Origin of the sequence: Sulfuritalea hydrogenivorans sk43H, from assembly GCF_000828635.1 — a bacterium.
In the GTDB taxonomy this organism is placed as follows: Bacteria; Pseudomonadota; Gammaproteobacteria; order Burkholderiales; family Rhodocyclaceae; genus Sulfuritalea; species Sulfuritalea hydrogenivorans.
The window spans coordinates 3,033,281-3,053,806 of sequence record NZ_AP012547.1; the positions used below are offsets into that span (position 1 = coordinate 3,033,281).

Consider the following 20,526-nt stretch of genomic DNA (forward strand, 5'->3'; position numbering starts at 1 on the left):
TATCAGCAGCCGCCTTCCGGCCGCTGCTGATTGCAGACCGCCGTCCCGCCAGCGCCGACTTTCGACCCGCATAGAAACACAGGCAACAAAAAACCCGGACAGGCTCATCGCCTGTCCGGGTTTGTTTTTCTCCAACCGCTGGAGAGGGGTCAGAACGGAATATCGTCCTCGAAATCGTTGAAGTTGCCGCCGGCGGGCGCCGCAGCGGCAGCGGGACGACTGCCACCGCCGCCGGCACCAGCACCGCCGCCGCTCTCGCGCGGCGGCGCGTCGCTCATGCCCTCGCGCGAGCCGAGCATTTTCATTTCGTTGGCGACGATCTCGGTCGTGTAGCGTTCCTGGCCTTCCTTGTCGGTCCATTTGCGGGTGCGCAGGGCACCTTCGACGTAGACCTGCCGACCCTTTTTCAGGTACTGGCCGGCAATCTCGGCCAGCTTGCCGAAGAACACCACGCGATGCCATTCGGTGGCTTCCTTCTTCTCGCCGGTGGCCTTGTCCTTCCAGGTGTCGGTGGTGGCGATGGTGACATTGGTGATCGAATCACCGTTGGGCGTGTAGCGCACTTCCGGATCGCGGCCCAGATTGCCGACGATGATGACCTTGTTGACTGACGCCATGCCTTTTCTCCTTGGATTTTGTTCAGGATTTTGTTTCAAGTATGCCATGCGCGGATGGCGCTGTCGCCATTGGCCGGCGCAGCGGGACGGGCGGCATGGTGGCTGCCGCCACCAGCCAGATTGCGGCCATCGCCGCACCGGAAAAGAACACTGCACCGGCGTCGAAATTCTTTACCAGCCAGCCGCCCAGCGCCCCGCCGAGGAACAGGCCGAGCGCCTGGGTGGTGTTGTAGACGCCCAGCGCCGCGCCCTTGGCACGCGGCGGGGCAACGCGGGAAATCAGCGAGGGCAGCATGGCTTCGAGAATGTTGAAGGCGACGAAAAAGCTCAGCAGGCCGCCCGCCATCACGGTGAAGCTTGTGCCGCCAAACCCCATCACCAGCAAGGTCGCCAGCAGCAGGGCGATGGCAAAGACAAACACCGGCTGCACCTTGTTGCGCTTCTCGGCGAGGATGATCGCCGGCACCATCAGGACGAAGGAGGCCAGCACCGCCGGCAGGTAGATCTTCCAGTGCGAGGCCAGCGGCAGGTCACCGTAGCGGATCAGCAGGCCGGGGACGACAACGAACATCGCCATCTGCACCATATGCAGGGTGAAGATGCCGAAATTCAGCCGCAGCAACTGGGTATCGAGCAGCACATCGCGAAACGGCGGCTTGGGTCCTGGCGGCAGCGGTGGCGCCGGCGGTACGACATGGGTGACGAGGCCGATGGCGGCAACGGCCAGGATTGCCGTCAGCCAGAATATCCCGCTCATGCCGATCGCGGCGTACAGCGCGGGCGCGGCGACCAGCGACAAGGCGAACACCAGCCCGATGGAGGAACCGATCATCGCCATCACCTTGGTGCGATGCTGTTCGCGCGTCAAATCGGCGGCGAGTGCCGTGACGGCTGCGGAGATCGCGCCAGCCCCCTGCAGCACGCGACCGATGATGGCCCACCAGATGTCCGTCGATAAAGCCGCGACGGCAGAGCCGAAGGCAAACAGCAGCAGGCCGATGACGATCACCCGTTTGCGGCCGAAGGTATCGGCCGCCATGCCGAAGGGAATCTGGAACATGGCCTGGGTCAGGCCATAGGCGCCGAGCGCGATGCCGACCAATGTCAGGTCGTCGCCGCCGGGAATGGTCTGAGCATGGATCGCAAACACCGGCAGGATCAGGAACAAGCCGAGCATGCGCAGCGCGAAGATGGAAGCGAGGGCGGCGCCTGCGCGCTTTTCGTCGCGGCTCATGGCGTCTGGAGTGGGGGAAAGCACGTCGGGAATGAAGCAGATGGGGGAGTCGCGTATATTAGCAGGTTGCCTGGCCACTGCCGGGCTCCTTGCCCGACTTTGCCCCAGACCAACGCCATTTACCCCATCGATTCATGGACGAAATCAAGATTCGCGGCGCGCGAACGCACAACCTCAAGAACATCAACCTCGACCTGCCGAGGAACCGGCTGACGGTCATCACCGGCCTGTCCGGCTCGGGCAAGTCCTCGCTGGCTTTCGACACGCTCTACGCGGAAGGCCAGCGCCGCTATGTCGAATCGCTTTCGGCTTACGCCCGACAGTTCCTGCAACTGATGGAAAAGCCCGACGTCGACCTGATCGAAGGCTTGAGTCCCGCGATTTCCATCGAGCAGAAGGCCACCAGCCACAACCCGCGCTCGACAGTCGGCACCGTCACCGAGATCCACGACTACCTGCGTCTGCTCTACGCCCGCGCCGGCACGCCGCACTGCCCCGACCACGACCTGCCGCTGGAAGCCAACAGCGTTTCGCAAATGGTCGACCATGTGCTGGCCCTGCCCGAGGACACCAAGCTGATGATCCTCGCGCCCGTCGTGGCCAACCGCAAGGGCGAGCAGCTCGACCTGTTCGCCGAGCTGCGCGCGCAGGGTTTCGTGCGCCTGCGGGTGGATGGCAAGGTGCACGACATCGACACATTGCCGAAACTGGCCAAGACGCACAAGCACACCATCGACATCGTGGTCGATCGCCTCAAGGTGCGGCCCGACGTGCGCCAGCGCCTGGCCGAAAGCTTCGAGACCGCGCTGATGCATGCCGAGGGCCGCGCGCTGGCCGTGGAAATGGACACCGGCAAGGAGTATTTGTTCTCGTCGAAATTCGCCTGCCCGGTCTGCAACTACGCGCTGCAGGAGCTGGAGCCGCGCCTGTTCTCCTTCAACAACCCGATGGGCGCCTGCCAGAAGTGCGACGGCCTCGGCCAGATCCAGTTCTTCGATCCGGCGCGGGTGGTCGCCTATCCGCACCTGAGCCTCGCCGCCGGCGCGATCAAGGGCTGGGACCGGCGCAACCAGTTCTATTTCCAGATGCTGGAGTCATTGGCCGCGCACTACGGCATCGACACCAATGTTCCGTTCGAAAAGCTGCCGGCAGCGACGGCCGACATCGTGCTCTACGGCTCGGGCAAGGAGCAGATCAAGTTCAAATATCTGAACGAAAAGGGCACCCGCTTCGATCGCACGCATGCCTTCGAGGGCATCATCCCCAGCCTCGAGCGCCGCTACCGCGAGACCGACTCGATGGCGGTGCGCGAAGAATTATCGAAGTACCTCAACAACAAGCCCTGCCCGGAATGCGGCGGCATGCGCCTGCGCCGCGAGGCGCGCCACGTCTTTGTCGGCGGCAAGACCATCTCCGACATCAGCCGCCTCTCGCTGATCAATTGCCGCGACTTCTTCAACCTGTTGCAACTGACCGGACAGAAGGCGCAGGTCGGCGAAAAGATACTCAAGGAAATCACGGCGCGGCTGTCCTTCCTCATAAACGTCGGGCTCGATTACCTCTCGCTCGACCGTTCGGCGGAAACGCTCTCGGGCGGCGAGGCGCAGCGCATCCGGCTGGCCTCGCAGATCGGCTCGGGTTTGACGGGCGTGATGTATGTGCTCGACGAACCCTCGATCGGCCTGCACCAGCGCGACAATGCGCGCCTGCTGGAGACACTGACGCACCTGCGCGACCTGGGCAACACGGTGATCGTGGTCGAGCACGACCTCGAAGCCATCGAATCCGCCGACTACGTGGTGGACATGGGCCCCGGCGCCGGCGAGCACGGCGGCCGCGTGGTGGCAGAAGGTACGCCGGCTCAGGTTGCGGCCAACAGCGCGTCGATGACCGGCGCCTTCCTCTCCGGCCGGCGCGAAATAGCAATTCCGGCCCAGCGCACGCCGCCCAACAAGCTGCGCGAACTGATAATCCGCAATGCCAGCGGCAACAACCTGAAGCAGGTCGACCTGCAGATTCCGGTCGGTTTGCTGACCTGCATCACCGGCGTTTCCGGTTCGGGCAAATCGACCCTGATCAACGACACGCTCTACGCCGCCGCCGCGCGCCATCTCTACGGCTCGGCGGTCGAGCCGGCAGCGCACCGCGAGATCGAAGGCCTCGAGTTCTTCGACAAGGTGATCAACGTCGACCAGTCGCCGATCGGCCGCACGCCGCGCTCCAACCCGGCCACCTACACCGGACTGCTGACGCCGATCCGCGAACTCTTCGCCGGCGTGCCGCAATCGCGCGAGCGCGGCTACAGCCCCGGACGCTTCAGCTTCAACGTCAAGGGTGGCCGCTGCGAAGCCTGCCAGGGCGACGGCATGATCAAGGTGGAAATGCATTTCCTGCCCGACATCTTCGTCCCCTGCGACGTCTGCCACGACAAGCGCTACAACCGCGAAACGCTGGAAGTACGCTACAAGGGCAAGACCATCCACGAAGTGCTGCAGATGACCGTCGAGCAGGCGCGCGAGTTCTTCGACCCGGTGCCGGTCGTCGCGCGCAAATTGCAGACGCTGGTGGATGTCGGCCTCTCCTACATCCAGCTCGGCCAGTCAGCGACCACTCTTTCGGGGGGTGAGGCGCAGCGCGTCAAACTGGCGCTGGAGCTTTCCAAGCGCGACACCGGGCGCACGCTTTACATCCTCGACGAGCCCACCACCGGCCTGCATTTCCAGGACATCGAAATGCTGCTCTCGGTGCTGCACCGCCTGCGCGACCACGGCAACACGGTGGTGGTCATCGAACACAACCTCGACGTGATCAAGACCGCCGACTGGCTGGTCGATCTGGGCCCGGAAGGCGGCGACGGCGGCGGCCGCATCATCGCCTCGGGCACGCCGGAAGACGTGGCGCAGGTCAAGGGCAGCTACACGGGGCGCTACCTTGCCCGGTTTCTGGCGAAACGGCCGATCGCGAAGAAGGCAGCTCCCACGCCAAAGGCGTCGGGGCGCAAGAAACACTCCGCGCCATGATCAAACCGGAAACCCTGCGGCAACGGGAACCATGGCAAATATTGCATCCAAGCCCACTTGCCAAAAGTAATAAACCTTGTATATAGTGCCTGCGCGCCAATCTGGCCGTGATTTCATAAACCACATACAAGGGGTATTACATGAGCAAGCTACTTTCCATTCTGATCGCCGCCGCCTTCGCCACCGTTTCCGCCGGTTCCTTCGCCGCTGACGCACCGAAGAAGGAAGAGAAGAAGATGGAAAAGAAGGAAGAGAAGAAGGAAGAGAAGAAGATGGAAAAGAAGGAAGAGAAGAAGGAAGAAAAGAAGGCCGAGAAGAAAGACGCAAAGAAGTAATCTGCGCCTCTCCGAAGAAAAAAGCGGGCTGCGGCCCGCTTTTTTTGTGCCTCACGACGGACATGCAAAGCACAAGCCGGCGTCAGCCTCGCGCGAAAACCAGGACGCGCAGACCGGCTACCCAGAACGTCGCCGCCAGGGCGCCCGTCAGAACATCGCTTGGATAATGCACCTGCAGGTAGAGGCGCGAGAAACCGACCAGCACCGCCAGCGCCGCCAGTAGCGGCATCGCCCGGCGCCGGCAACCCGGCGCGAGACGGACAACCAGCACCCCAGATGCCACGGCAAGCGCCGTCACCTGCACCGCGTGCGAACTGGGAAACGACAACGGCGACGCAACCGGGGCCAGTGCGGCAAACAGATCGGGGCGCTGACGCAAGACCAGATGCTTTGCCAGTTGCGCAAATATCGAGGCGCCAATCACGGCCGCAGCGAAGAACCCTGCCTCGCGGCGAAAACCTCCGCGCCATAACATCACTCCGCCGACCACCAACAGCGGCAGCAGCACCATCATGGATCCCAGCCTGGTCAGGATCGGAAAAACCGCGTCCAGCCAGGGGCCGCGCCAGGCATGGGCCAGGGTCAGTCCTTCGCGATCGAAGCCCGGAATGCCGTTCGCGCTGGCGCCGATCCAGACGGCCATGGCGACAGGCGTGGCGACCGCCGCGATCCACCATGCCGCCACCCGGCTCGCCTTCGATCCCGTCATGCAGATTCCCCAAGCCCGCTTCCCGCAATATCGCCGTAGCGCCAGCGCCGACTCCCGAAATGGCGTGGCGCAGGTCTCCCGCCGCAATGAACCATGATTCAACAAAAACGCCACGGCATGCCGTGGCGTTTTGTCCTGCGCTCCCGCTCCCGGGAATCAGGCGCCCTTCAGCGCCACCAGCACCTCGTCCAGCATCTTCTTGGCATCGCCGAACAGCATCCGGTTGTTCTCCTTGTAGAACAGCGGATTATCCACGCCGGCGTAGCCCGAGGCCATGCTGCGCTTCATCACGATCGAGGTCTTGGCCTTCCAGACTTCCAGCACCGGCATGCCGGCGATGGGGCTGGCCGGATCGTCCTGGGCCGCGGGATTCACGATGTCGTTGGCGCCGATGACGATCGCCACGTCCGTCGCCGGGAAGTCGTCGTTGAGTTCGTCCATCTCGAACACGATGTCGTAAGGCACCTTGGCTTCGGCCAGCAGCACGTTCATGTGGCCGGGCATGCGGCCCGCCACCGGGTGGATGCCGAAACGCACATTGACGCCCTTCTCGCGCAGATGCCTGGTGATCTCATACACCGTGTGCTGGGCCTGCGCCACCGCCATGCCGTAACCCGGTACGATGATGACGTTCTTGGCCTCGGCCAGCAGTTCCGCGGTCTCGGCGCTGAGGATAGGCGCCACTTCACCGGCCGGTTGCGCGCCCGCCGCCGCCGGCGCCCCGCTGGTGGTGCCGAAACCGCCGGCAATCACGCTGATGAAATGCCGGTTCATCGCCGCGCACATGATGTAGGAAAGGATCGCGCCGCTTGACCCGACCAGCGCACCGGTAACGATCAGCAGGTCGTTGTTCAGCATGAAGCCGGTGGCCGCCGCCGCCCAGCCGGAATAGCTGTTCAGCATCGACACCACCACCGGCATGTCGGCGCCGCCGATCGCCATCACCATGTGGATGCCGAACAGCAGCGCGATGACGGTCATCACGATCAGTGGCGTCATGCCGTCGGCCACCGAGGCCGACTTGATGAAGGCGCCGCCGAAATAAATCACGATCAGCAGGCCGGCGAGATTGAGCCAGTGCCGACCGGGCAGCAGCATCGGGTTGCCGCCGATCTTGCCCGAGAGCTTGCCGAAGGCGATGATCGAACCCGAGAAGGTGATGGCGCCGATCAGGATGCCGACATAGATCTCGATCTCGTGAATGACCTTTTCCGCGTGGCTCAGGCCGGCGGACGCCGACGGATCGATGTAGTTGGCGAAGCCGACCAGGCACGCGGCCAGGCCGACCAGGCTGTGCATCAGCGCCACCAGTTCCGGCATCTGGGTCATCTGAACGGTGCGCGCGGCGTAAAGGCCGATGCTGCCGCCGACCACCATGCCGCCGATGATCCAGGGGATGCCGGCCATGGTCACGCGCGGACCGAACACCGTCGCCAGGACCGCGATGGTCATGCCGATCATGCCGTAGAGATTGCCGCGGCGCGACGTCTCCGGGTTGGAAAGGCCCCCAAGGCTGAGGATGAAGAGGATGGTTGCTCCGATATAGGAGACGGTTGCCAGACTTTCAGACATGTCGTGTCTCCTTATTTGCGGAACATTGCCAGCATGCGCTGGGTGACGGCGAAACCGCCGAACATATTCACGGCGGTGAGCGCGATGCCGGCGACCGCCAGCCAGCGGATCCAGCCTTCCGGCCCGACCTGCACCAGCGCGCCGATCGCGATGATGCTGCTGATCGCGTTGGTCACGCTCATCAGCGGCGTATGCAGGGCCGGCGTCACGTTCCACACCACCATGTAGCCGACGAAGCAGGCCAGCACGAACACCGTGAAGTGCGCGAGGAAGGCCGCCGGGGCGTTGGCGCCGACGAACCAGAACAGCACGGCGGCGACGGCGAACATGATCGCCGTGGTGCCGGCGGATGCCGGTGCGCTGGCCTTGCCGTGACCGCCGCCCTTCTTCGCGGCGGTGGCGGCGGCGGCCGGCTTGGCGGCGGCCGGCGGGGCCGCCGAAGTCTTGGGTGGCGGAGGCGGCCAGGTGATGCTGCCTTCCTTGATGACGGTCAGGCCGCGGATGGCGTCGTCATCCATGTTGACGTCGAGGGTGCCGTCGTCCTTGACGCTTTTCGTCTTGCACAGTTCCTCGGCAAGGCGGAACAGGTTGGTGGCATACAGCGTCGAGGATTGCCTGGCCAGGCGCGAGTTCAAATCGGTGTAGCCAAGGATGGTCACGCCGTGCTTCACCACCGCCTGGCCGGGCTCGGTCAGCTCGCAGTTGCCGCCGCGCTCGGCCGCCATGTCGACGATCACGCTGCCGGGCTTCATGCTCTGCACCATCTCGGCGGTGATCAGCCGGGGCGCGGGCTTGCCGGGGATCAGCGCGGTGGTGATGATGATGTCCACCTCGCGCGCCTGCTTGGCATACATTTCGCGCTGGGCCTGCTGGAAGCCCTCGCTCATGACCTTGGCGTAGCCGCCGCCGCCGGAACCTTCCTCCTCGTAATCGACCTTGACGAATTCGCCGCCCAGCGACACGACCTGGTCGGCCACCTCGGCACGGGTATCGTTGGCGCGCACGATGGCGCCCAGGCCGGCCGCCGTGCCGATCGCCGCGAGGCCGGCGACGCCGGCGCCGGCGATGAAGACCTTGGCCGGCGGCACCTTGCCCGCGGCGGTGATCTGGCCGTTGAAGAAACGGCCGAAGGCATTGGCGGCCTCGATCACGGCGCGGTAGCCGGCAACGCCGGCCTGCGAAGTCAGGGCGTCCATCTTCTGGGCACGGGAAAGCGTGCGCGGCAGCGAGTCGATGGCCAGCACGGTGGCCTTTTTCGCGGCCAGCTGCTGCATCAGTTCCGGGTTCTGCGCCGGCCAGATGAAGCCGATCAGGGTGCCGCCCTCGCGCAGCAGGCCGACTTCCGCCGCCGTCGGTACGCATACCTTGAAAACGATGTCGGACGCCGCAAACAATTGGGCGGCGCTGTCGATGATCCGTGCGCCAGCGGCGCGATAGGTTTCATCGCTGAAATTCGCTGCATCACCGGCGCCGGATTCGACGGCCACCGAGAAGCCCAGCTTGATGAGTTTTTCAACGACTTCGGGTACCGTAGCAACCCGTTTTTCACCCGCCAGCGTTTCCCGGGGAATGCCAATTGTCAGTGCCATGATTCTCCCATTTGCATGTTCATTGAACCTGTGATGCGCGAACGTCTGTTTTTGTCCTTCTCGTTCGCACCTGAAACACGTCCGGCCGCAGATATCGTGCGCCGGCTATGATAACGCCTTTCGATCACGACATTATCTCCAGCAATGACGAATTCGAAGCCCGCTCGATCCCGCACGCGCGCCGCCAAACGTCTGTCGCAAGCCTCCAAGGTGGGCTTGGCGCCCGGCTCGCTGATCCACCTCGGCGAGCGCAAGACCGAAGAGCCGGCGATCTCGCTGATCGAGTACGGCGACTCCGAAATCGTCGAGCACCAGTTCACTTCGCTGGCGGCCGCCCAGGCCTATCAGCCGAAGCTGCCGGTACTCTGGCTCAACGTCCATGGCCTGCACGAACCCGAGGTGATGGCAGAGATAGGTCGCCGCTTCAAACTGCATCCGCTGGTGCTGGAAGACATCCTCAACACCGACCAGCGGCCAAAAGTGGATGATTACGGCGACTATCTCTTCATGGTCGCCCGCTTCTTCGAAATCGACGGCGAAAGCCGCCAGATCGGGTCCGACCAGGTCAGCCTGATCCTCGGCCCCAACTTCGTCCTGACCTTCCAGGAACGGCCCAGCGGCCGCTTCGACCCGGTGCGCGAGCGCCTGCGCCAGGATCGCGGCCAGATCCGCAAGCTGGGCGCCGACTATCTGGCCTATTCCCTGCTCGACACCATCGTCGACCGCTGCTTCACGATACTGGAGAGCATCGGCGAACGTACCGAAGAACTCGAAGACATCATGCTGGAGCGGCCCCAGCCGGGCTCGCTGGCAACCCTGCACCAGCTCAAGCGCGAGACCCTGGTGCTGCGCCGTTCGATCTGGCCCCTGCGCGAGGTCATCAACAGCCTGACCCGCGCCGACGACCGCTTCTTCCGCGCCGAAACCCGCCCCTACCTGCGCGACATCTACGACCACACGGTGCACGCCATCGAATCGCTGGAAGCCAACCGCGACGTGATCGCCGGCATGCTCGACATCTACCTGTCGGCGGTCAGCAACCGGGTCAATCAGGAGGTCCGTGCGCTGACCGTGGTGGCCATCATCTTCATGCCGGCGACGCTGATCTCGGGCATCTTCGGCATGAACTTCAAGACCATGCCGCTGCTCGACCTGCCGACAGGCTTCATCATTGCGATCGGCATGATGGCAACGGTGGCCGCCACGCTGAGCCTGGTCTTCTGGCGGCGGCGCTGGCTGGAATAGCCCGCGGCTGACTAAGGTGTTGCCGGTTTTCCGGTGGTACGAAACACGCGCCGCGCGGCCTCCACCAGCACAAAGACCTCCTGGGTCGACAAGCCGGGAAACTGCTCGTGCAGCGCACGATAGGCCAGATGCTCGTGGGTCTGCCCACCCCAGCTGTTGGCCGGATCGAAAAACGGCTGCAACACGTCGTAGGCCTGCACGAAGATCGTTCGCAACTGCGGATTGGCACGTCGGTCGGTGCCTGTAACGGGATCAGTCATGTTCTGTTTTCCTCGGCATTCGCCAGACCCATTCTATACGGCAGCCTTCGTGCGCTGTCGCAGCAGGCGTCGCTGCACCTTGCCGGTGGTGGTCATCGGCAGGGCATCGATGAACTCGATGATCTTCGGATATTCGTAAGGCGCCAGGAACTGGCGCACATGCTGCTGCAGCGACGCTTCGAGTTCGGCTGAGGGCTTTTCGCCGGCCTGCAGCACGATGAAGGCCTTGACCACCGTGCCGCGCACCGGGTCCGGTTCGCCGATCACGGCGGCATTGGCCACCGCCGGATGCTTGACCAGGCAGTTCTCGATCTCGCCCGGCCCGATGCGGTAGCCGGCACTCTTGAACATGTCGTCGCTGCGCCCCTGATACCAGAGCACGCCGTCTTCATCCATCTTCGCCAGATCGCCGGTGCGGCCCCAGGCTTGGGGATCATCCACGCCGCCGCCGATGAATTTTTCCGCGGTGGCCTCGGGATTCTTCCAGTAGCCGAGCATGAACACCGGATCCATCTCGCCGTTGCAGCTGCGCTGCACGCAGACCTCGCCCAGCTCGCCGGGCGCCACGGGATTGCCCGCGTCGTCGAGTACCGCCAACTGGTGCCCCGGATAGCCGCGGCCCATGGCGCCGGGCTTGGGCGATGTCACCGCGGCGCAGTTGCCGACGATGTAGTTGATTTCGGTCTGGCCGTACATTTCGTTCACGGTCACGCCCAGCGCCTCCTGCGCCCAGTGACAGACGGCCTCGCCGACAGTCTCGCCCGCGCTCATGATGCTGCGCAGGACGAGGTTGTACTTCTCCTTCGGCTGCGGCACCGCCTTCATCATCATCTTGAGTGCCGTGGGAAAGAGGAAGGCATTGCGTATGCCGTACTTTTCCAGCAGCCAGAAGGCCTTCTCCGGATCGAAGCGGCCGCGATAGCCGAGCAGCGGCTGGCCGAAATTCCACGTCGGCAGCAGTGCATCGAACAGCCCACCGGTCCAGGCCCAGTCGGCCGGCGACCAGAACATGTCGCCGCGCCGGGGATAGAAATCGTGCGAGCAGACGAAGCCCGGCAGGTTGCCGAGCAGGCTGCGCTGCGCGATCAGCGCACCCTTCGGGTTGCCGGTGGTGCCGCTGGTGTAGATGATCATCGCCGGATCGTCGGCCGCGGTGTCGCGCGGGGTGTAGCGCGACGCGGCCAGCGGCAGCAGGGTGGCCCACTCGCGGACCCAGGCTTCGCGCGCGCCGCCGACGCCGATCACATGTTTCAGTTGCGGCAGCTTGTCGCGCACGGCGGCGAGCTTTTCCAGGCCGCCGTCGTCGATGATGGCGACCCGCGCTCCCGCATTGGACAGGCGATATTCCAGCGCATCGGCGCCGAACAGGTGCGAGATCGGCACCGCGATTGCACCCATCTGGTAGCAGGCCATGTGCGCAATGCCGGTTTCGGGCCGCTGCGGCAGCATGATGGCGACGCGATCGCCGGCCATGACGCCCATCGCGCCGAGCACGTTGGACAGGCGATTCGCCGCCTGCTGCACGTCCCAGAAGGTCCAGGCTTCCGTGTGCCCGGATTCGTCCTCGTAGTACAGGGCAAAACGCGACCGATCGTCCGCCCAGCGGCCGCAACAGGCCTGGGCAATGTTGTAGCGCGCCGGCACCTGCCAGCGAAACGACGCCCGCAGGGCCTGCCAGTCACGCGCCGTGGCATCCAGTCCGATACCGCTCACTTCATCTCCCTGTCCATCCGATGCCCCGGGCATTCCGATGCGACATGCTCAGGCACCCGCCTCGTGAAAGCGATTCGACACATCCTCGAAATAGTCGTCAAGCTCTTGCGCCGGGATGCCGATTTCCTCCAGCACGCGGCCACCGATCTCGTCCCAGACCGGATTCGGCTGATCGTTGATGCGGTGATAGAAATGGATCGCCAACTGCACGATGCCCACCAGTGAAATCGCCGCACCCGACTCCTCGGTAGGCATCTCGTGATGATGGCGAATCGCCGCGCAGACGAAATCCGGCAGGCCCCAGTGGCGCGCCACCAGATAACCGATGCTGCAGTGATCGACATTGAATCGCGCATCCTCATCGACAAGGGCGGGCCAGCAACTGACGTCGTCCAGCTGCATCTTCTTGCAGTAATCCGGAAAGCGCATCATCAGCACCGGTACGCCGCACTCGTGAAAAATTCCGGCCATGTAGGCTTGCTCGGGAAACACGTTGCAGACGGAAACCTGGTCGTCGGCGATGATCGCGGCGAGCTGCGCCACCTCGCCGGCGCGCGTCCAGAATCGTTCAAAAGCCTTGCGCGTGCCCTGGCCGATGGCGGTCGACAGCGCGATCGCCTGCACCAGGCTGAATGTCTGCTTGATGCCGATGACCTGCAGCACCTGGTCCAGCTTGTCGAACTTGCGCCCGCGGGAGAATACCGGCGAACGCGCCGCCTTGAACAGCATGGCAACCAGCCCGGGGTCCTGGCTGATGATGCGGCTGATGGAGCGCACGTTATAGTCTCCCGTCGCGATCCTGTCGCGCAGTTCGATCACGACCCCGGGTTGCGGCGGAATACGGATTCCGCTGGCGGCAAGGCGGTCAAGTGCCTGTTGCTCGTCAAACTGCACACGCGTTCCTCTCGATGTGAAACGTCACGATCCGCCCTCAGGACAAACGCGTATCGAGCAGTTCGATCCAGTGCCTCACCGGCAAGGCGGTGACGCCCTGCAGGTGCGCCATGCAACCGACATTGGCGCTGGCGATCGCCGCGGGCCGGCCCGCGCTCAGCGCGGCAATCTTGTTTGCCTGCAAGCGCTGCGAAATCTCCGGCTGCAACACCGAATAGGTGCCGGCCGAGCCGCAGCACAAGTGCGAATCGGCCACGGCGGTCAGCGTGTAGCCGGCGGATGTCAGCAGGGATTCGACGGTGCCGCGAATCTTGAGTCCGTGCTGCAGGCTGCAGGGGCTGTGAAACGCCAGCGCACGCTCGCCTTCGGGCAGCGGATGGCAGGCCTGCAACAAGGAGGTCAGCGCTTCCGCTTCGGCCGCAACGACCTCGCTGATGTCGCGCGTTGCGAGCACCACCCGCGCCGCCTTGAGTGCGTAGTCGGGATCGTCCTGCAGCAGGTGCGCATATTCAAGGACGTGCGAGCCGCAGCCGGACGCGGTCATCACCAGACCCTCCGCGCCGCCGGACTCCAGTAGCGGCCACCAGGCGTCGATGTTGCGCCGGGCGTCGTCACGCGCGCCTTCGGCTTCATTGAGGTGCAACCGCACCGCGCCGCAACACCCGGCGCCGCGGGCCTCGATCATCTGGATGCCGAGGCGATCCAGCACGCGCCGGGTCGCGCCGTTGACGTTGGGATACATCGAGGGCTGGACGCAACCCGCCAGCGCGATCATTTTTCGCGCATGGCTGCGCTGGGGCGCCGGGCCGGCCGAAGACAGCGGCGGCACCTTGGCGCGCAGCGCGCCGGGCAGCACAAGCCGCACTGCCTGCCCCAGCTTCATCGCCGTGCCGAACAGCGTCGAACGCGGCAGAAAATTCTTCAGCGCGCCGCGCATCAAGGCGTCACCGCCGGTGCGCGGCACCTTGCGCTCGACCACCTCGCGACCGATGTCGAGCAGTCGCGTGTAATGGACGCCCGAGGGGCAGGTGCTTTCGCAGGAACGGCAGGAAAGGCAACGATCAAGGTGCAGACGGGTTTTTTCGGTCGGCTCGGCGCCTTCCAGCACCTGCTTGATCAGGTAGATGCGGCCGCGCGGACCGTCGAGCTCGTCGCCCAGCAACTGGTAGGTCGGGCAGGTCGCGGTGCAGAAGCCACAATGCACGCAACGCTGCAGGATCTCCTCGGCCTCGCGGCCGGCGGTTGTGTGCTTGATGAAATCGGCGAGATGGGTTTCCATCAGAACTCCGGAAACAAACGGCCGGGATTGAACACGCCATAGGGGTCGAAGCTTTGCTTGAGCCGGCGGTGCACTTCCATCAGCCCGGGCGACAGCGGCGCGAACACGTCGCCGCCCTTGTCGCCGCCGCGGAACAGCGTCGCATGGCCGCCGGCCTTTGCTGCCGTTTCGCGCAGATGCGGGGCATCGATCGCGCCGCGCAGCCAGCGTTGCGCACCACCCCATTCGATCAGTTGCGAACCGGGCAGGTCCAGCGGCGCCGTCACCGACGGCAGGGACAGCCGCCACAACGGAGCATCGCCGGCAAAAAACGCTTCTGTCTGTTCGCGCAAGGCAGTCCAGAAATCCGCCGCGGCGCTTTCGGCCACGCGCTCGCCGCCCAGCTTGTCGCAGGCGGCCGCCACGGCGGACTGCGCGCCGGACAGCCGCAACGTCAGCACACCGTCCTGCCAGCAGGTCGCCGCCAGCGGCACCGGCTGGCCGGCCCAGCGATTCATCGCCTCCAGCGCCTTGTCCTGCGGCAGTTCCAGGCGCAGCGTGGCTTCCGCCATCGGTTGCGGCAGTACCTTGAGCGACACGTCGAGAATCAGGCCCAGCGTACCAAGGCTGCCGGCGACGAGGCGCGAAACGTCGAAGCCGGCGACATTCTTCATTACCTGGCCTCCGAAATTCAGTTCGCGGCCTTCGCCATCCATGAGCTTCACGCCAAGCACGAAATCGCGCACGCTACCCGCCGTCGCCCGCCGCGGCCCGGAAAGCCCTGCGGCCACCGCGCCGCCGACCGTGGCATTGCCGAAGTGCGGCGGCTCGCAGGCGAGCACCTGCCGCCGTGTCGCCAGCGCCGACTCTATCTCGGCCAGCGGCGTACCGGCGCGCGCGGTGATCACCAGTTCGGTCGGCTCGTAGCCGACGATGCCGCTGTGGCCGCGCGTATCGAGCACTTCGCCGGACAGCGGTCCGCCATAGAAATCCTTGCTGCCGCCGCCCCGGATGCGCAGCGGCTTGCGTTCGAGAATGCGCGAACGGAATTCCTCGACACGATCGCTCATCGCGCGCTCCCGGTCAGGCGGTACTCGGAGCAGTGCCGGGGATAGGGCACCGCCTTGCCCGGATTGAGCAGGGTGAGCGGATCGAACGCCGCCTTGACGGCGTGGAAGACATCGAGCTCCTCGCGCGAGAACTGCACGCACATCTGCTTGACCTTTTCGATGCCGACACCGTGTTCGCCGGTGATGGTGCCGCCGACATCGACCGACAGTTCGAGGATCTTCGCGCCGAAGGCAATGGCGCGCTCCGTCTCGCCCGGATTGCGCGCATCGAACATGATCAGCGGATGCAGGTTGCCGTCGCCGGCATGGAATACGTTGGCGCAGCGCAGGTGGAATTCGTCCGACAGTTCGGCGATGCGGGTCAGCACGTGCGACAGGTGCTTCCTCGGAATCGTGCCGTCCATGCACAGGTAATCCGGGGTGATGCGGCCCACCGCCGGAAACGCCGCCTTGCGCCCGGCCCAGTACTTGAGGCGCTCGGCCTCGCTTTGCGAAATGCGCAGCTGGCGCGCGCCGCTTTGTTCCATCATTTTCGAGATCGTGGCGATCTCCTCGGCGACTTCTTCCGCCGTGCCGTCGGATTCGGCGAGCAGGATCGCCGCTGCGCTGAGGTCGTAGCCGGCGTGGACAAAATCCTCGACGGCAGCCGTGGCCAGCTTGTCCATCATTTCCAGTCCGGCCGGAATGATGCCGGCGGCGATGATCGCCGCCACCGCATTGCCCGCATCGATCACGCTGTCGAAGCTGGCCATCACCACCTGGGCGGTGCGCGGCTTCGGCGTCAGCTTGACGGTGGCTTCGAGCACCACGCCGAGCATGCCTTCGGAGCCGATCATCAGCGCCAGCAGGTCGTAGCCTGAGGTGTCGAGCGCGCGCGAGCCGATTTCCATGATTTCGCCGTTCATCAGCGCCACGCGCAACGCCACAACGTTGTGCAGGGTCAGTCCGTATTTCAGGCAATGCACGCCGCCGGAATTTTCCGCCACGTTGCCGCCGATGGTGCAGGCGATCTGCGAGCTCGGATCGGGCGCGTAGTAGAGCTCGCAGGCGGCGGCCGCCTCCGAAATGGCCGCGTTGCGCACGCCGGGCTGCACCCGCGCCAGGCGGGCCACCGGATCGATTTCCAGGATGCGCATGAATTTCGCCAGCGACAGCACCACGCCCTGTGCCACCGGCGTGGCGCCGCCGGAAAGGCCGGTGCCGGCGCCGCGCGCCACCACCGGAATCTTTCGGGCGTGGCAGACCTTCAGCACCGCCACGACTTCGTCTTCGTTCCGCGGCAATGCCACCGCCCAGGGCAGGCTGCGGTAAGCGGTCAGCCCGTCGCACTCGTAGGGCTTCAAGTCTTCGTCGGCGGAAAGCAATGCGTTTGCCGGCAGCACGCGGGCGAGTTCAGCCAGCAGCGTCGCGCGATCCGGGTTGGCAAGATCCTGCGTCCTGTCGGACGTGTGTTCGCTCTGACTCATCACACCGCCTTCGCCGGGTCGTTCATGGGTTCGATCAGGATTGCCCTGAAATCATTGACGTTGGTGCGCGTCGGGCCGGTGATCACCAGATCGCCGATCGCCTCGAACACGCTGTAGGCGTCATTTTCGTTCAGCCGGGCGCGCAAATCAAATCCCGCCGCCGCCGCGCGCGCCGGTGTATCCGGCAGCAGCAGCGCGCCGGCGTTGTCTTCCGAACCATCGATGCCGTCCGTGTCGCAGGCGATGGCGCTGAGCCGCGCCTGTCCGTCCAGCGCGATGGCCAGTCCGAGCAGGAATTCGGCATTGCGGCCGCCGCGCCCTTTGCCGCGAACGGTCACCGTCGTCTCGCCGCCGGAGAGCAGCACGCAAGGGGCCGCCAGCGGCACGCCGTGCGCGGCGGCGGACAGCGCGATGCCGCCCAGCACGCGCGCCGCCTCGCGCGCCTCGCCTTCGATCGCGTCGCCCAGCACCAGCGGCACGAAACCCCGTGCCCGCGCCAGATCGGCCGCCGCCGCGAGCGCGCCTTGCGCCGTGGCGATGACGTGCGACTCGCAGCGCGAAAACCCCGCGTGACCGGCCTTCGGTGTTTCGCCGCTTCCCGCCAATAGCGCCTCGCGTGCGGCAGCAGGCAGCTCGATGGCATAACGCCCGACGATTTCCAGCGCGTCGGCGCAGGTCGTCGGATCGGGCACGGTGGGGCCGGAGGCGATGGTGGACAGGTCGTCGCCCGGCACATCGGAAATCGCCAGCGTCAGCACCCGGGCCGGCGCCGCCGCCAGCGCCAGGCGGCCGCCCTTGATGGCTGAGAGGTGCTTCCTGACACAATTGATTTCGCCGATGCTGGCACCGCAGGCCAGCAGGGCCTTGGTCACGGCGCGCTTCTGTTCCAGCGTGATGCCGGCCATCGGCGCGGCGAGCAAGGCCGAACCGCCCCCGGAGAGCAGCACCAGCACCAGGTCATCCGCCGTCAGCCCTTTCACCGCATCGAGAATGCGCGCCGCCGCCTGCTGCCCGGCGGCATCGGGCGCCGGATGCGAGGCTTCGACGACTTCGATGTGCCGCGTCGGCACGCCATGCCCATAACGCGTGACGACGAGGCCGGAGAGCTTTGCGGGATCGCCGCGCCAGTGGTCTTCGACGGCATGGGCCATTGCCGCCGCCGCCTTGCCGGCGCCGACTACGACGACGCGACCGACGGGGGGGCTCCGGGCAACCAGGCAGGCAGGCAGCGTGCCGGATCGGCGGCGGCGACCGCCGCGTCGAACAAGTCACGCAGCAGGACACGCTGCCGCAGATAACTCACAGCCATCCCCCTCCCCCCTCACGAGGAAGGGGGTGACGGCAGTTCGCGGGCTGTGCTCGCTCCAAACGACTGGCTGCGCCGTCCTTGGGACGGCCCTGCGGACCGCGCTCATCGCCACCGCTCCAGCCAGCCGAAACTCTCCTCGCTGCGCCCGCTCGGCTTGTACTCGCAGCCGACCCAGCCGGTGTAGCCGATGCGGTCGAGATGCTGCAACAGAAATGGGAAATTGATCTCGCCGGTACCCGGTTCGTGACGCCCCGGATTGTCTGCCAGCTGTATGTGGCCGACTTGCGGCAGATGCTCCTGCAACGTGCGGGCCAGATCGCCTTCCATCACCTGGGCGTGGTAGATGTCGTATTGCAGGCGCAGCTTGTCGTTGCCAACCGCATCGATCAGCGCCAGGCCGGCGCGCGTCGTGGCAACGAAGAAGCCAGGCGTGTCGCGCGTGTTGAGCGGCTCCAGCAGCAGTTCGATGCCGGCGCGCTTGCACACGGCGGCGGCGAAGCGCAGGTTTTCGACCAGGGTCTCGCGCGCCTTGTCGTGGGCGATGTCGGCCGGTGCGATGCCGGCCAGGCAATTGAGTCGCGTGCAGCTCAGCAGGCGGGCATAGTCGATGGCCTGCCCGACCCCGTCCTGAAATTCCGCAATGCGCTTCGGATGGCAGGCAATCCCGCGCTCCCCCGCCGCCCAGTCGCCGGCCGGCAGGTTGAAGAGGACGACCTCCAAACCCGAAGTGAGCACTACCTCGGCCAGCGCCGCGCGATCATGCTCATACGGGAAATGAAATTCGACGGCGGCGAAGCCGGCCGCACGGGCCGCGGCGAAGCGTTCGAGAAAGGGACGCTCGGTGAACAGAAAGGAAAGGTTGGCGGCAAAGCGTGGCATGCGCCGATTATATGTCCCCGATGCTTTCGCATCGGGGACGGTATCCCCCGGTGGGATATGTCTCCGTGCACTTGCGCCGGGAGTCGGCGCCATTGTTGCCGAGCCTGCACCAGTCAATTGTGGCCGCGCCGCTTTGTCAGGCGTCATCCGCCCGGTACAGTGCGGTTTTCCCCGGTGCCGCCCCGACCTCATGAGTTCCAGCCCGACCCTGTCGCCCAACGCCAGCACGCGCTATACCGGCGTCGCCATCGGCCTGCACTGGCTGATCGCCTTGGCCCTCGTCGGCAGCTTTGCGCTCGGCCTCTACATGCATGAATTGCCGCTGTCGCCGCAGAAGCTCAAGCTCTACTCGTGGCACAAGTGGGCCGGCGTGACGATCTTCCTCTTCGTCGTGCTGCGCCTGGGCTGGCGCCTGACGCATCGCCCGCCCGCGCTGCCCGCCGCCATGCCTTCGTGGCAGCGCAAGGCGGCCGAAGCGACGCATGTGCTGCTCTACCTGCTGATGTTCGCGGTGCCGCTTTCGGGCTGGCTGATGAGTTCGGCCAAGGGTTTCCAGACCGTCTGGTTCGGCGTGCTGCCGCTGCCCGACCTGCTGGACAAGAACAAGGAACTGGGCGACACGCTGCAGCAGCTGCACATGCTGCTCAACTTCAGCATGGCGGCGCTGGTGGTCGCCCACCTCGGCGCCGCGCTCAAACACCATGTCATCGACCGCGACGACGTGCTGTTGCGCATGTTGCCGCGTCACGGCAAAACCACCCCCGGAGAAATCAGATGAAGCACTGGAAGCACTGCCTCGCCCTTTGCGCGCTGGCCCTCGCCCTGCCCGCCCATGCCGTCGAGTTCACCCAGTTCCAGCCGGGCAAGAGCGCGCTCTCCTTCGTCTCGAAGCAGATGAACGTGCCGGTCGAGGGCAAGTTCGCCAGCTTCCGCAGCAAGCTTGCCTTCGACCCCGCCAAGCCCGCCGCGGCGAAAGCCGAACTGGAAATCGACCTGGCCAGCATCGACGCCGGCTCGAAGGACGCCAACGACGAAGTGGCGAGCAAGGCATGGTTCGATACCAAGTCCTTCCCGGTCGCGAAGTTCGTCGCCACGTCGGTCAAGCCGCTGGGCAACAATCGCTTCGAAGTCGCCGGCAGGATGAGCATCAAGGGCCGGACGCTGGATCTGACGACGCCGGTCACCGTGCGCCAGGAGGGCAACAGCGCCAGCTTCGAAGGCAGCCTGACGATCAGGCGCGCCGACTACGCCATCGGCGAAGGCATGTGGGCCGACTTCGGCACCGTCGCCAACGAAGTACAGATCAAGTTCCATCTGGTCGCCACCGCGGCCGGAAAATAAGCCCCACCCCAGGAG

The 20,526-nt window shown here is 65.2% G+C and carries 17 protein-coding genes and 1 pseudogene; 5 read left to right on the plus strand and 13 right to left on the minus strand.

Features of this window, described 5'->3' with window-relative positions; translation table 11 throughout:
* Positions 1–149: 149 nt before the first annotated feature.
* Positions 150–617, minus strand: a complete 468-nt coding sequence (ssb, locus tag SUTH_RS14540) for a single-stranded DNA-binding protein (RefSeq protein WP_041100260.1) — start codon at positions 615–617, stop codon at positions 150–152.
* Positions 618–639: 22 nt separating this feature from the next.
* Positions 640–1,851 (minus strand): MFS transporter, encoded by a 1,212-nt coding sequence (locus SUTH_RS14545; protein WP_041100262.1) that lies wholly within the window; start codon positions 1,849–1,851, stop codon positions 640–642.
* Positions 1,852–1,985: 134 nt separating this feature from the next.
* Between SUTH_RS14545 and uvrA the strand changes: the two genes are divergently transcribed.
* The gene (gene uvrA / locus SUTH_RS14550) at positions 1,986–4,871 is read left to right on the plus strand and encodes an excinuclease ABC subunit UvrA (protein ID WP_052473673.1); all 2,886 of its coding nucleotides are present in this window, start codon (positions 1,986–1,988) and stop codon (positions 4,869–4,871) included.
* A gap of 140 nt (positions 4,872–5,011) precedes the next feature.
* A complete protein-coding gene (locus SUTH_RS14555) occupies positions 5,012–5,206 on the plus strand; it encodes a hypothetical protein (RefSeq protein WP_041100264.1) in 195 nt (64 codons plus the stop codon).
* An 82-nt stretch (positions 5,207–5,288) separates the two neighbouring features.
* Here SUTH_RS14555 and SUTH_RS14560 read toward each other — a convergent pair whose 3' ends face one another.
* From SUTH_RS14560 to SUTH_RS14570, 3 genes are all read right to left on the minus strand, one after another.
* Positions 5,289–5,915, minus strand: a complete 627-nt coding sequence (locus SUTH_RS14560; RefSeq protein WP_052473674.1) for a phosphatase PAP2 family protein — start codon at positions 5,913–5,915, stop codon at positions 5,289–5,291.
* A 156-nt stretch (positions 5,916–6,071) separates the two neighbouring features.
* The gene (gene pntB / locus SUTH_RS14565; RefSeq protein ID WP_041100266.1) at positions 6,072–7,487 is read right to left on the minus strand and encodes a Re/Si-specific NAD(P)(+) transhydrogenase subunit beta; all 1,416 of its coding nucleotides are present in this window, start codon (positions 7,485–7,487) and stop codon (positions 6,072–6,074) included.
* 11 nt (positions 7,488–7,498) lie between these two features.
* Entirely contained in the window at positions 7,499–9,076 is a 1,578-nt protein-coding gene (locus SUTH_RS14570; protein ID WP_041100268.1) for a Re/Si-specific NAD(P)(+) transhydrogenase subunit alpha, read from the minus strand.
* A gap of 144 nt (positions 9,077–9,220) precedes the next feature.
* Between SUTH_RS14570 and corA the strand changes: the two genes are divergently transcribed.
* Positions 9,221–10,321, plus strand: a complete 1,101-nt coding sequence (corA, locus tag SUTH_RS14575) for a magnesium/cobalt transporter CorA (RefSeq protein WP_041100270.1) — start codon at positions 9,221–9,223, stop codon at positions 10,319–10,321.
* Between the two features lie 11 nt (positions 10,322–10,332).
* Here corA and SUTH_RS14580 read toward each other — a convergent pair whose 3' ends face one another.
* From SUTH_RS14580 to hyi, 8 genes and pseudogenes are all read right to left on the minus strand, one after another.
* Positions 10,333–10,581 carry a hypothetical protein gene (locus SUTH_RS14580; protein WP_041100272.1) on the minus strand — a complete coding sequence of 83 codons (249 nt, stop codon included), beginning with the start codon at positions 10,579–10,581 and terminating at the stop codon, positions 10,333–10,335.
* Positions 10,582–10,614: 33 nt separating this feature from the next.
* On the minus strand, positions 10,615–12,294 hold the full coding sequence (locus tag SUTH_RS14585; RefSeq protein WP_052473675.1) for an acyl-CoA synthetase: 1,680 nt from the start codon (positions 12,292–12,294) through the stop codon (positions 10,615–10,617).
* Positions 12,295–12,342: 48 nt separating this feature from the next.
* Complete coding sequence (locus SUTH_RS14590; RefSeq protein ID WP_041100274.1) at positions 12,343–13,188, minus strand: HDOD domain-containing protein; 846 nt, start codon at positions 13,186–13,188, stop codon at positions 12,343–12,345.
* 37 nt (positions 13,189–13,225) lie between these two features.
* A complete protein-coding gene (gene glcF, locus SUTH_RS14595; protein WP_041100276.1) occupies positions 13,226–14,467 on the minus strand; it encodes a glycolate oxidase subunit GlcF in 1,242 nt (413 codons plus the stop codon).
* Complete coding sequence (gene glcE, locus SUTH_RS14600; protein ID WP_041100278.1) at positions 14,467–15,516, minus strand: glycolate oxidase subunit GlcE; 1,050 nt, start codon at positions 15,514–15,516, stop codon at positions 14,467–14,469. Before glcE ends, glcF begins: the two co-directional genes overlap by 1 nt.
* The gene (locus SUTH_RS14605; protein WP_041100280.1) at positions 15,513–16,982 is read right to left on the minus strand and encodes an FAD-linked oxidase C-terminal domain-containing protein; all 1,470 of its coding nucleotides are present in this window, start codon (positions 16,980–16,982) and stop codon (positions 15,513–15,515) included. Before SUTH_RS14605 ends, glcE begins: the two co-directional genes overlap by 4 nt.
* Positions 16,982–18,285: pseudogene (locus SUTH_RS14610) on the minus strand (glycerate kinase type-2 family protein). Before SUTH_RS14610 ends, SUTH_RS14605 begins: the two are co-directional and overlap by 1 nt.
* Before the next feature lie 108 nt (positions 18,286–18,393).
* The gene (hyi, locus tag SUTH_RS14615) at positions 18,394–19,170 is read right to left on the minus strand and encodes a hydroxypyruvate isomerase (RefSeq protein WP_041100282.1); all 777 of its coding nucleotides are present in this window, start codon (positions 19,168–19,170) and stop codon (positions 18,394–18,396) included.
* A gap of 190 nt (positions 19,171–19,360) precedes the next feature.
* On the opposite strand from hyi, the gene SUTH_RS14620 reads away from it, so the two are divergent.
* Together SUTH_RS14620 and SUTH_RS14625 are read left to right on the plus strand one after the other, a co-directional pair.
* Positions 19,361–19,948, plus strand: coding sequence for a cytochrome b (locus tag SUTH_RS14620; protein WP_052473676.1), 588 nt, complete (start codon positions 19,361–19,363; stop codon positions 19,946–19,948).
* Positions 19,945–20,511: a YceI family protein gene (locus SUTH_RS14625; RefSeq protein WP_041100284.1), complete on the plus strand. Its 567-nt coding sequence runs from the start codon at positions 19,945–19,947 to the stop codon at positions 20,509–20,511. Before SUTH_RS14620 ends, SUTH_RS14625 begins: the two co-directional genes overlap by 4 nt.
* Positions 20,512–20,526 lie beyond the last annotated feature (15 nt).